Origin of the sequence: Phreatobacter cathodiphilus, assembly GCF_003008515.1 — a bacterium.
Taxonomy (GTDB): Bacteria; Pseudomonadota; Alphaproteobacteria; order Rhizobiales; family Phreatobacteraceae; genus Phreatobacter; species Phreatobacter cathodiphilus.
Genome location: NZ_CP027668.1, coordinates 977,446 through 989,691, shown reverse-complemented (window position 1 = coordinate 989,691; position 12,246 = coordinate 977,446). Strand labels below are relative to the sequence as shown.

The window sequence follows — 12,246 nt, the reverse complement described above, 5'->3', positions numbered from 1 at the left end:
CGCTCCGCGATACGCCGCGGGGCGCGCATCTCGGCTGCGCGGGCGGCGGTTGATCGGCGGACGGGCGCCGCTAGGCTCGCCGCGCCTCACCGGAGCCGCCATGCCTCTCGATCCCGCCCTCGCCGACAGACTCCTCGCCGCCGTCGATGCCGGCTTCGACCGCCAGATGGCGCTGACCGCCGATCTCGTGCGCTTCGCCTCGACGCGCGGGCGCGAGCACGCCTGCCAGGACTTCGTCCTCTCCCAGATGAAGGCGCGCGGCTGGGCGACCGAGCGCTTCGCCATGGAGCCGGCGGCGCTCGCCCGCCATCCCGGGGGATCGCCGGTGACGGCGGACCACTCCGACGCGCCGATCGTCGTCGGCATCCACCGCCCGCGGGCCGAGACCGGTCGCACGCTGATCCTGCAGAGCCACGTCGACGTGGTGCCGGCAGGCCCGCGCGAACTCTGGTCGCGCGATCCCTTCGCGCCGCACATGGAGGGCGACTGGTTCTACGGCCGCGGCGGCGCCGACATGAAGGCTGGCCACGCCGCCATGTTCGCCGTCTTCGACGCGCTGGCGAGCCTCGGCCTGCAGCCGGCCGCGACCGTCACCGTGCAGTCGGTGGTGGAAGAGGAATCGACGGGGAACGGCGCGCTGCAGTGCCACCTGCGCGGCTACAAGGCCGACGCCGTGCTGATTCCCGAACCCGAGGACGAGAAGATCATCCGCGCCAATACCGGCGTCGTCTGGTTCCGCGTCGAGGTGGCGGGCCTGCCCGTCCACGTCAGCCATGCCGGCTCCGGTCAGAACGCCATCGAGGCGACCCAGGGCGTCATCCGGGCGCTGCGCGAGCTCGAGGCGCGCTGGAACGCCAAGAAGGGCGAGTTCCGCCATTTCGAGGACGTCGACCACCCGATCAACCTCAACATCGGCATGATCGAGGGCGGCGACTGGGCGTCCTCCGTGCCCGCCTGGTGCGCCATCGACTGCCGCATCGCGATCTATCCGGGCGAGCGCGCCGAGACGATGATGCGCGCCGTCGAGGAGGCGGTCCTGGGTGCGGCGCGGGCCGACCGGTTCCTCGCCAACAGCCCGCCGCGGGTCACCTTCACCGGCTTCACCACGGAGGGCTACACGCTGGAGCCGGGGTCGGAGGCGGAAGCCGTGCTCGCCCGCGCCCACGAGCGCGCCACCGGCGCGAAGCTCCAGGACCTGGTGACGCCCGGCTATCTCGATACCCGCGTCTACGCCCTCTACGACAAGATTCCGGCGCTCTGCTACGGCCCGATCTCCGAGAACATCCACGGCTTCGACGAGCGCTTCTCCATCGCCAGCATGCGCCGCGTCACCCGGGCCATGGCGCTCTTCGTCGCCGAATGGTGCGGCACCGAGCCGGTCCAGCCCTGACCCTTCTACCCTTCCCTTCCCGCATCGCCGGAGCATCATCCATGGCCCTCGACCCCGCCCTCGCCGACCGCATCGTCAAGGCCGTCGACGACGGCTTCGACGCCCAGCTCGACTATCTGAAGACGCTGGTGCGCTATCCCTCCCAACGCGGCGACGAGCATGCGGTGCAGGACTTCGTCTTCCAGGAGCTGAGGAAGCGCGGCTTCGCCATGGAGCGCTTCGCCATGGACGAGGAGGCGATCAAGCGCCATCCCGGCGGCTCGCCCTTCTCCGACACCCATTCCACAGCGCCGATCGTCGTCGGCATCCACCGCCCCAAGGCGGAGACCGGCCGCAGCCTCATCATGCAGGGGCATATCGACATCGTGCCGCCCGGCCCCGAGGAGATGTGGACCTCGCCGCCCTACGAGCCGCGCATCGATGGCGACTGGTTCTACGGCCGCGGCGCCGGCGACATGAAGGCCGGCCACGGCGCCATGGTCGCCGTCTTCGACGCGCTGAAGCGCGCGGGCGTCCAGCCGGCCGCCACCGTCTACGTCCAGTCGGTGGTCGAGGAGGAATCCACCGGCAACGGCGCGCTGCAGTGCCACCTGCGCGGCTACAAGGCGGAAGCCGCCCTGATCCCCGAGCCGAGCCAGGGCAAGATCACCCGCGGCAACGTCGGCGTCGTCTGGTTCCAGTTCACCGTGCAGGGCCATCCGGTCCACGTCCGCGAGGCAGGCTCGGGGCAGAACGCCATCGAGGCGGCCTATGGCGTGATGCGGAAGCTTCGCGAGCTCGAGGCCTTCTGGAACACCAAGACCAAGGACCAGCCGCTGTTCAAGGACGAGGCACACCCGATCAACCTCAACTTCGGCAAGATCAAGGGCGGCGACTGGGCCTCCTCCGTACCGGCCTGGTGCACGGTCGACTGCCGTATCTCGATCTTCCCGGGCGAGAAGCCGCAAGACATGATGCGTGCCATCGAGGAGACCATCGCCAAGGCCGCGCGCGAGGACAGCTTCCTCGCCAACAACCCGCCGCGGGTCGTCTTCAACGGCTTCACCACCGAGGGCTACATCCTCGCGCCCGGCTCGGAGGCCGAAGCCGTGCTCGGCCGCGCCCACCAGCGCGCCTGGGGGGAGCCGCTGAAGGAGAGCGTCACACCGGCCTATCTCGACGGGCGCGTCTACGCGCTCTTCGACGAGATCCCGACGCTGAACTACGGCCCCTCGGCCGAGCGGGTGCATGGCTTCGACGAGCGCTTCTCCATCGAATCCTTGCGCAAGGCGACGAAGTCGATGGCGCTCTTCGTGGCGGAGTGGTGCGGGACCGAGCCGGTGTGATCGGTCGGGAGCGACGCGCCATCCGGCGCCCCCTGCCCATGCGGCAGACCCGCCTTGACCGCACCCCCCGCCATTGCCGACAGTCGCGCCCTCACCCTTGCCGGAGTGCCTCCCATGTCCACTGCCGTCCGCGATGCGCTCGAAGCCTCGCTCGCCCGCATCGACGACCCCTCTTCCGATGGACGCGTGACCTTCACCAAGGTCTATGCGGAGCGGGCGCGGGCGGAGGCGGACGCCGCCGATGCGCGCGCCAAGGCGGGCGTGAAGCTGTCGCCGCTCGACGGCTGGGTCATTTCGATCAAGGACCTGTTCGACGTCGCCGGCGAGGTGACCACCGCCGGCTCGGTCATCCTGAAGTCGCAGCCGCCGGCGGCCGCCGACGCGCCGACCGTCGCGCGCCTGCGCCAGGCGGGCGTCGTCATCGTCGGCAAGACCAACATGAGCGAATTCGCCTTTTCCGGCATCGGCATCAACCCGCATTTCGGAACGCCGGGCAACGCCGCCGACAAGAGCCGCGTGCCCGGCGGCTCCTCTTCCGGCGCCGGCGTCTCGGCGGCGGAGGGGACGGTGCGCATGGGCCTCGGCTCGGATACCGGCGGCTCCATCCGCATCCCCGCGGCGCTGAACGGCTGCGTCGGCTTCAAGCCAACCTATGGCCGCATTCCCCTGGAGGGCGCCTTCCCCCTCTCCTACGCGCTCGACACCATCGGCCCGCTGGCGAAGACGGTGGCCGACTGCGCCGCCACCGACGCGGTGCTCGCCGGCGAGCAGCCCTGGACGCCGACGCCGGCGCCGCTGGCCGGCCTCAGGCTCGCCATCCCGCGCGGGCGGCTCTTCGGCCAGATCGAGCCGGAGGTCGAGCAGGCCTTCGAGGCCGCCGCCTCCCGCCTGGGCAAGGCCGGCGCCCGCATCACCGACATCTCGATCGAGGACCTGCTGCAGGAGCTCGCCGACGCCATGGCGCGGGCGCCCTTCGTCGCCATGGAGGCAGCCGCCATCCACGCGGAGTGGATGGAGGAGCGGGCCCGCGACTTCGATCCGCGGGTGCTGGCGCGCATCCGCATCGGCGCCAAGGCGTCCGCCCCCGACTACATCCGCCTCGTCAACAAGCGCGCCGAGCTGGTGGCGCGCATGCGCGACCGCCTCGCCGACATCGACGCCTTGATCCTGCCGACGACGCCGATCCGCGCCCCGAAGATCTCGGACCTCATCGCCTCGGACGATCAGTTCTGGACGGCCAACGGGCTCATGCTCCGCAACACCACCGTCGGCAACATCTTCACCTTCACCGGCATCTCGATCCCCTGCCCGAAGGTGAAGGGCCTGCCGGTGGGCTTCATGATGACGGCGCTCGCCGGTCAGGACCGCCGCCTGCTCCGCATGGCCGCAGCGGTGGAGCAGGCCTTCACCGCCTGAGGGGGCTCCAAACGACAATGGCCGGGCGGAGCCTGGCCATCCCGTCAGTCCCGGCGCGGGTCGGGATCAGGCCGCCTTGACCTCGCTGAGGAAGGCGCCGACCGCCTGCCGCAGGCCGGCGATGTCGGTCTCCAGACCCTTGGCGACGTCGTTGAGGGCGCCGACGGCCGAGCCGGTCGCCTTGAGGCGCTCGGACACGGTGCCGATGGAGGCGCCGGCCGTCTGCGCGACGGAAGCCGTGCCCTCGACGCTGACGCCGATCTCCTGGGTCGCCTGAGCCTGCTGGTCGATGGCGGTGGAGATGGCGTCGCTGGCGCGACGCATGCGCACCACGGTCTCGGTGATGCCGCCCATGGAGGAGACGCTGCGGCCGGTCGCCTGCTGGATGGAGGCGACCTGGGCGGCGATGTCCTCGGTGGCGCGGGCGGTCTGCGAGGCGAGCTGCTTGACCTCCTGGGCGACCACCGCGAAGCCCTTGCCGGCCTCGCCGGCGCGCGCGGCCTCGATGGTGGCGTTGAGGGCGAGCAGGTTGGTCTGCTCGGCGATGGCGCGGATCAGCTCCACCACCGCCCCGATCTTCTCGCCCATGGCGGCGAGCCCGGAGACGTCGGCGGCGGCCGATTCCACGGCCTGGGTCGCCTCGGTGGAGACCTTCATCGCCTCCTCGGTCTGGCGGCGGATCTCGACGATGGCGGCGTTGAGCTCCTCGGTGGCACCCGCGATGCCGGTGACGCGGTGAAGCGTCTCCTCGGTGGCCTGGACGGTCTCGCGGACACCGGCCTCCGCCGCCTCGCCGGCGGCGTGGACCGTGCCGGTAGCGCCGGTGACGGCGACCGCGCGGGAGGCGACGCGGTCGATGACCGTGCCGATGGCGGCGTCGAACTGGGCGACCGCCTCTTCCATGGCGGTGCGGCGGGCCTGCTCAGCCGCGACGCGCTGATCCTCGGCGGCGCGCATTTCGGCCCGCTCCGCGAGGCTGCGCGACAGGCTGTCGACGGCGCGTGCGATCAGGCCGATCTCGTCCTGGCGACGGGCATGGACCAGCGGCGGCACGGACTTGCCCTCGGCGAGATCGTCGATGGCGGCGGACACCTCGCGCACGGGCCGCAGCAGGACGGTCAGGACGAGGAAGACGCCCAGGGAGGCGAAGATGGTCAGCGCGGCCATGGCGACGAGAACGCCCTGGCGCATGTTGGCGGCCAGCGCCACCGCCTCGTTCAGGCCGAGGCCGGTGCCGACGGAGCCGAGGACCTTGTTGTCAGGCCCGACCAGGGGCACGTAGCGGGCGATGCTGTGCGAACCGCCGACGAAGACGCGGTCGGTGAGCGCCTCACCGCGGCCGATGACCTGGGCGATGCGGGAGGCGGCGGGAATGCGGCTGCCGATGACGCGGGTGCCGTCGGCGTTCTTCACCGAGCTGGAATGGCGGATGAGATCGCCGGTCGCCGGGTCGAGGCGGGCGATGGTGGCGCCGCCGATGGAGGCATCGACGATGCGGTGATCGCCCGCGACCGGCAGGGCCGGAACCCTCACCCGGAGGATCGTTCCGCCGCGATCGGTCTCCACCTTCGCGCCCTCGATCAGCGCCTCGACCGAGCGCGCGAGGCCCACCGTCCGGTCGGTGATCTGGCGGTCGATGATGACGTCCATGTCGGCGTTGATCTGCATCGCCGAATACCACGAGGCGGCCCCGGCCACGGCGGTGATCATCAATGCCGCGGTGCAGGCGACCTTGGCGGCGAGAGGTAGGCGGGAAAAGAAGCGCATGTCAGCCCCAGGAGTTCAACTCCGAAAACCATTGGGGAAATGCGATTAACAAATGGTACCTCGTGACCGTTCCTTTGCGGAAAAAGTGGCAGGAATCGCCCCTTCCCAAAGGGAATGCGGCCGTTTTTCCTCTCATTTTCCCAGTGGTGCGGTCATCCGCTTCAACCAGGCGAGATCCTTGCCGATGAGGCGCGGCTGCAGCAAGCGCCAGGTGCGGGCGTGATAGCGATCGAGCCAGTCGCGCTCGGCGGCCGTCAGCAGGCCCGTGACGATGGCCCGGCGGTCGAAGGGGCAGAAGGTGATGGTCTCGAACTCAAGGAAGCCCGGCATCGTGCTTTCGGTGACCACGACGAGGTTCTCCAGCCGGATCCCGTGCGATCCGGTCTCGTAGAAGCCGGGCTCGTTGGACAGGATCATGCCCGGCTCCAGCGGCACCTGCGAGAGGGGCGAGATGCGCGCCGGTCCCTCGTGCACGCCGAGATAGACGCCGACGCCGTGCCCCGTGCCGTGGTCGAAGTCGAGGCCCGCCTGCCAGAGGGCGCGCCGGGCGAAGCCGTCGATGGCGATGCCGCCCGTGCCCTTCGGAAAACGCGCGGTGGCCACCGCGATATGGCCCTTGAGCACCAGCGTGTAATGCTCCTTCAGCCGCTTCGGCACGCTGCCGACGGCGATGGTGCGGGTGATGTCGGTGGTGCCGTCCAGGTATTGCGCGCCGGAATCCACCAGCAGAAACGTGCCCTTTTCGACCGCCCTCTCCGTGGCGGGGGAGGAGCGGTAGTGGACGATGGCGCCGTTGGAGCCGGCGCCGGCGATGGTGGTGAAGCAGGCGCCCCGGTGGAGAGGGTCGGCGCCGCGAATCTCTTCCAGCTTCGCCATGACGGCGAGTTCCCCCTGCCCCGGCGCCTCGCGGTCGACCCAGTGGAGGAAGCGCGCCATGGCGGCGCCGTCTCGCAGATGGGCCTTGCGGGTGCCGGCGAGCTCGACCGGGTTCTTGCGGGCCTTCGGGAGCACGCAGGGATCGGTGCCGTGGACGAGTGTGGCCCCGGCCGCCGTCAGCCGGTCGGCGATCCAGGCGGTGGCGGTCTCCGGCTCGATGGTCACGGGCTTGCCCGCAAGATCCGTCAGCCCGTCGCCGAAGGCCTCCATGGGCCTCACCGTGACGCCGTTGCCGAGATGGGCGGGGAGAGCCGGCGTGAACTTCGCCTGATCCACATACCAGGTGGCGTGGCCGTCGTCGGCGAGGATCAGGAAGCTCTGGACGAGGGGCGTCGCCGGCGTGTCGCCGCCGCGGACGTTGAGCAGCCAGGCGATGGAATCGAGCTGGTTCAGCACCGCGGCCTTGGCACCGCGGGCGGCGATGTCCCGGCCGAGCCGCGACCGCTTGTCGGCGCTCGCCTCGCCGGCATATTTCAGCGGCTGGGGCACGACGGCGGAATAGGGATCGCCGGGCTGGTCGGCCCAGATGGCGTCGACCGGATTGCGGTCGACCCCGACGAGCTCGGCACCGACCTTGGCGAGAGCGTCGCGCCAGCGCTCGGCCTCCTTCACCGGGGTGATGCGCGGGTCGAAACCGACCCGGTCGCCCGCCTTCACCTTGCCGGCCAGCCATTCGATGGCCGGCGGCTTCTTGAAGTGGCGGCACTCGATGACGGAGGCGTCCGTCTCGGCGGGGGCCTGCAGCGTGTAGCGGCCGTCGACGAAGAGCGCCGCCTCCGTCTGCAGGACGATGACGAAGCCCGCCGAGCCGGTGAAGCCGGTGAGCCACCGCAGCCGCTCGGCGCGCGCCACGAGATATTCGCCCTGGTGCTCATCGGCCCGCGGCACGAGGAAGGCGGCGAGCTTCTCCTTGCGGAGGATCTTCTGCAGCGCCGGGATGCGGGAGGCGTCGGACGCGAAGGAGGGTTCGGGCACGGCGGCGAGAGCGGCCGCGATGCGCTCCCGGTCGGCGGCGGAGGCACCGGGGCAGGCCGCCTCCATCCAGCCGTCGGCGACCTTGGCCGGAGGCGTCGCGCGCACGCGGGCGAGAAGGGGCTTCAGGGCCTCGAGGTCGACGGGCATGAGGGCTCTCAGGGTTGGGCGGACGCGAGACGGGCCGCCTCGCCGCCGGCGATGCGTCCCAGCACCACGGCGGTCAGAAGCCCGTTGCCGGAAAGATAGCCGGAGGCCTCCGGTCCCGACACCCCCACGGCGGCGCCCCCAGCCGCGAAAAGATTGGGGAGCGCCTCGCCGCCGGGGCGCAGCACCCGGGCGCTGCCGTCCACGGCGAGGCCGCCCTGGGTATGGAACAGCGCGCCGGTCACCTTCACGGCCCGGTAGGGCGGCGCGAGGTCGGGCACGCCGGCCCAGTCCCGGCCGAAGCCGTCGGTAGCTCGACGTCGCTTGAGGTCGGCGACGGATTCGAGAGTCGCGCGAATCACTTGCCGCGGGATGCTGAGGCGGTTTGCCAGTTCATCCGATGATTCCGCTTGAAGAACGGCGCCCGCCGCCTCGGCCCGGCGGAAGTCCTCGAACTGCCGGGCGATGCCGGCGATGCGGTCGTCGAAGATGTCGAAGGCGATGCCGCCCGGCCGACCGAGCACGGCGAGCGCGGCCTCAGAGTAGCCGGAGGCCTCGTTCCAGAAGCGCCCGCCCGCGGCATCGATCTGGAACCCGCCCTCCATGATCACCGCCCAGGTGACCAGAATGCCGTGGGGGTGGGCGACGGAACCGTGGCCCTGGTGGCCGCTCATCTGGCGCAGCTCGGCGCCGAGCGCCCGCCCCCAGATCACCGCATCGCCCTGGTTGCCGGGGTGGCCGAAATAGAGCGCGTCCTTCAGGGCCGGGATGTGCTCGGCAACCAGGGCGCGGTTGCCGCCATAGCCGTTGCAGGCGAGGACGAGGGCGTCGCAGCCGATGCGCTCCTCAGACCCGTCCGGGCGGCTCACCACGAGCCCGCGCACCCGGCCGGCGGGCGTCGCCACCAGCGCCGTGACGTGGGCCCCGGTGACGATGTCGACGCCCGCCGCCTCCGCGGCGGCGCGCAGCCGGTCGATCAGTTCCGCGCCGGAGCGGGAGGCGAGCCCGTGCATGCGCCGGGCGGAATGGCCGGGATAGGAGAAGTCGGCGACGACGGTGAAGGCGAGGCCGTGGCGCTCGCTCAGCCAGTCGACGGCGGGGCCGGCTCCTTCCGTCACGGCGCGCATCACGACCGGATCGGCGGCGCCATGGGCCTTGGCCTGGATGTCGGCGGCAAAGGCGGCGACGCCGTCGGCGATGCCGGCGGCGCGCTGGGCGGCGGTGCCGGCGGCCGGGATCAGTCCTGCGGAGAGCGCCGTGGAGCCCTGGGGCAGCGCATCGCGCTCGAAGACGACGAGGTCGGCGCCGGCCTCCCTGGCGGCGAGGGCCGCACAGAGCCCCGCAGCGCCCCCGCCGACGATGGCGACGGGGACCGTGAGGTCGAAGGGCAGGTCGTCGGTCAGGATGCGGGACATGCGCAGCTTCCCGCGTGTGCGCGATGAGGCCCCTCACCCTTCCCTCTCCCCGCAGGCGGGGAGAGGGGGACTTCGACGCTGAGCCCCTTCTCGACCCCGATGCCAGGAACCGGGACTCCGGATGTCTCGCGACGCTGGTGCGCCCTCTCCCCGTGGGCGGGGAGAGGGAAGGGTGAGGGGCACGAATACGCCGCCCTCACCCGCCGATCTCCGCCATCAGCTCCGCAACCGTGGCGATGCGCGCGACCGGCCTCAGACCCGCGATGGCCTCGTCGTGCACCTTCGGGGAAAAGGCGGCGCAGCCGTCGGCGATGACGGTCACGTGGAAATCGCGGACATGGGCGTCGCGCACGGTGGAGGCGACGCCGCCATTGGTGACGATGCCGCAGGCGAGCAGGGTCTCGATCCCGGCCTTCCGCAGCACCCATTCCAGCCGCGACATGTAGAAGGCGGAATAGGCGACCTTCTCCACCCTGATATCGACCGGCTGGAGGGCGTCCACCGTGTCGTGGCCCCAGGAGCCCGGCACGAAGTCGCCCTTCTTCAGGAAGGGTCGCAACGTCCTGAGGTGGTCGGAGATGAAGGGCTCACCGCCCTTGCCCGGCACCAGGGTGAAGTGGGTCGAGACGATCCAGCCGCCCCTCGCCCGGATGAGATCGGCGAGCGGCCTCAACCGGTCGGGCAGTGCCGCGATCTCGGGGGCCGACTGGCCGGCGCGGCCATAGGCGCCGTTAGGGTGGAGGAAGTCGTTCTGCAGGTCGCAGACGAGCAGGGCCGTGCGGGAGAGGTCCATCACAGGCGCTCCATGACGAGGTTGCCGAAGCGGTCGACGCGCGCGCGCTGGCCGGGCGGCACCAGGATGGTGGCGTCCGGCTGCTCCAGCACGGCGGGCCCCTCCACCACCGCATCCACCGGCAGGTCGAGGCGGGCGAAGACCGCCGCCTCACGCCAGCCGCCGAACCAGACCGGCCGCGCCCCGGTGCGGGCGGCCTCCAGCGTCGCGGAGGCCGGCGGCGCCAGCGCCGCGAGGTCGATGGCCGGACGCCGGCCAATGGCGGCGGTTCGCAGGTTGACGATGCGGATGCCGAGGCCGGGCAGCAGGCGGGAGAAGGCGCGGGAATAGGCGGCCTCGAAGGCCTTTCGCACGACGGCCTCGGTGATGCCGGTGCGGCCCTGCGCCAGCGTCACCGGAAGGGGCACGGCGACGGTATGGGTCTGCCCGAGATAATGCATGTCGAGTTCGAACGTCACGTCGATGCGCCCGACGGTGAGGCCGGCGCCGGCGACGACGGCATGGGCGGCGGCGCCCTCTTCACCCATGCGACGGTCGAGGGCGTCCGCGTCGAGCCCGTCGAGGAGGAGGTTCAGCGTCTGCACCTGATCGTGGCGAATGTCGGCCATGACGCAGCCCATGGCCGAGGTGACGCCGGGAAAGCGCGGCACGAGAGCGGCCTTCAGCCCGATGTCGGCGATGAGCGCGCCGGCATGGAGCGCGCCGCCGCCGCCGAAGGGCACGAAGGCGAAGGTCGCGGGATCGTGGCCGCGCTCCACCGAGACGAGGCGGATCGCGCCGGCCATGCGGGCATCGGCGATGCGGACGACCGCCTCGGCGGCCTCCTCCGGCGACAGACCCAGCGGCTCGCCGACATGGACCGCCAGCGCCCGTCGCGCCGCCTCCACGTCGAGGCGGGCGAGCTTGCCGCCGATGGGGCGCTCGGCGTTGATGCGGCCGAGGACGATGTTGGCGTCGGTGAGGGTGGGGCGCTCATTGCCCTGGCCATAGGCGACCGGGCCGGGGCGCGAGCCGGCGCTCTCGGGTCCGACCTCGAGGAAGCCGCCGCGGTCGACGCGGGCGATGGAGCCGCCGCCGGCGCCGATGGTGGTGATCTCGATCATCGGCGAGCGGATGACGAGGCCGAAATCGATCGTCGTCTGGGCGGCGAGCGAGGCCTCGCCCCCGGCGATCAGCGACACGTCGAAGGAGGTGCCGCCGAGGTCGCCGGTGATGATGTCGGGATAGCCGGCCGCAGTGGAGATGGCCGCCGCCGCGATGACGCCGGCGGCCGGCCCCGACAGCGCCGTGCGGACGGGCAGGCGCCGGGCGCCGGCCGTCGACATGACGCCGCCGTTCGACTGGACGATGTGGAAGGCGCCGGAAAAGGCCTCGCCCGCGAGCGCCGTCTCGAGCTTGGCGAGATAGGAGCCGACGACCGGCTGGAGATAGGCGTTGAGGGCGGTGGTGGAGGCGCGCTCGAACTCGCGGATCTCGGGAAGAATCTCGGAAGAGACGGAGACGTGCTCGTTCGGCCAGACGGCGCGGGCGGCCGAGGCCGCGGCGCGCTCGTTGGCGGGATTGGCGTAGGCGTTGACGAAGACGATGGCGAGGGCGGTGGCGCCGGCCGCAGCCAGGGCCTTGGCTGCCGTTGCGACCTCCACCGGATCGACCGCGGTGCGCACCGTGCCGTTGGCGAGGGTGCGCTCGGCGACCTCGACGCGCATGTCCCGGTCGGCCACGGGGGTGAAGTCGCCCCACAGGCCCCAGGTGTTGCGGCGGTCGCGGCGGCGCATCTCCAGCACGTCGCGGAAACCGGCCGTGGTGATGACGCCGATGCGGGCGCCCTTACGCTCCAGGAGCGCATTGGTGCCGACCGTGGTGCCATGGACGATGGAGCCGAGGGCAGAGAGCGCCCCGAAGGTCTTCAGCCCTTCGAGGAAGCCGACGGCCTCGTCGCCGCGGTTCGACGGCACCTTGGCCGTGCGGAACGTGCCGGAAGCCTCGTCGAGGAAGAACAGGTCGGTGAAGGTCCCACCGACATCGACGCCGACGAGGGTGGTCATGGGCATGCCCTGCTGTATGTCCGCGTGGTCGCGGAGGAAT

General features: G+C 71.5%; 8 protein-coding genes. 3 read left to right on the top strand and 5 right to left on the bottom strand.

Translation table 11 applies throughout. The features are described 5' to 3' along the window. Nucleotides 1-100 precede the first annotated feature (100 nt). The 3 genes from C6569_RS04760 (at nucleotide 101) to C6569_RS04750 (ending at nucleotide 4,131) form a co-directional block, all read left to right on the top strand. Entirely contained in the window at nucleotides 101-1,390 is a 1,290-nt protein-coding gene (locus C6569_RS04760) for an ArgE/DapE family deacylase (protein WP_106747758.1), read from the top strand. A gap of 41 nt (nucleotides 1,391-1,431) precedes the next feature. Beyond that, nucleotides 1,432-2,715 (top strand): ArgE/DapE family deacylase, encoded by a 1,284-nt coding sequence (locus tag C6569_RS04755; protein WP_106747757.1) that lies wholly within the window; start codon nucleotides 1,432-1,434, stop codon nucleotides 2,713-2,715. A gap of 114 nt (nucleotides 2,716-2,829) precedes the next feature. After that, a complete protein-coding gene (locus C6569_RS04750; RefSeq protein ID WP_106747756.1) occupies nucleotides 2,830-4,131 on the top strand; it encodes an amidase in 1,302 nt (433 codons plus the stop codon). Nucleotides 4,132-4,197: 66 nt separating this feature from the next. Here C6569_RS04750 and C6569_RS04745 read toward each other — a convergent pair whose 3' ends face one another. The 5 genes from C6569_RS04745 to C6569_RS04725 form a co-directional block, all read right to left on the bottom strand. Next, nucleotides 4,198-5,898 carry a methyl-accepting chemotaxis protein gene (locus tag C6569_RS04745; RefSeq protein WP_106747755.1) on the bottom strand — a complete coding sequence of 567 codons (1,701 nt, stop codon included), beginning with the start codon at nucleotides 5,896-5,898 and terminating at the stop codon, nucleotides 4,198-4,200. A 132-nt stretch (nucleotides 5,899-6,030) separates the two neighbouring features. Then, the gene (locus tag C6569_RS04740) at nucleotides 6,031-7,956 is read right to left on the bottom strand and encodes an aminopeptidase P family protein (RefSeq protein WP_245898236.1); all 1,926 of its coding nucleotides are present in this window, start codon (nucleotides 7,954-7,956) and stop codon (nucleotides 6,031-6,033) included. Nucleotides 7,957-7,964: 8 nt separating this feature from the next. After that, the gene (locus tag C6569_RS04735) at nucleotides 7,965-9,368 is read right to left on the bottom strand and encodes an FAD-dependent oxidoreductase (protein WP_106747754.1); all 1,404 of its coding nucleotides are present in this window, start codon (nucleotides 9,366-9,368) and stop codon (nucleotides 7,965-7,967) included. 196 nt (nucleotides 9,369-9,564) lie between these two features. Further along, complete coding sequence (locus tag C6569_RS04730) at nucleotides 9,565-10,161, bottom strand: cysteine hydrolase family protein (protein ID WP_106747753.1); 597 nt, start codon at nucleotides 10,159-10,161, stop codon at nucleotides 9,565-9,567. Next, nucleotides 10,161-12,212 carry a hydantoinase/oxoprolinase family protein gene (locus C6569_RS04725; protein WP_106747752.1) on the bottom strand — a complete coding sequence of 684 codons (2,052 nt, stop codon included), beginning with the start codon at nucleotides 12,210-12,212 and terminating at the stop codon, nucleotides 10,161-10,163. Before C6569_RS04725 ends, C6569_RS04730 begins: the two co-directional genes overlap by 1 nt. Between the last annotated feature and the right edge of the window lie 34 nt (nucleotides 12,213-12,246).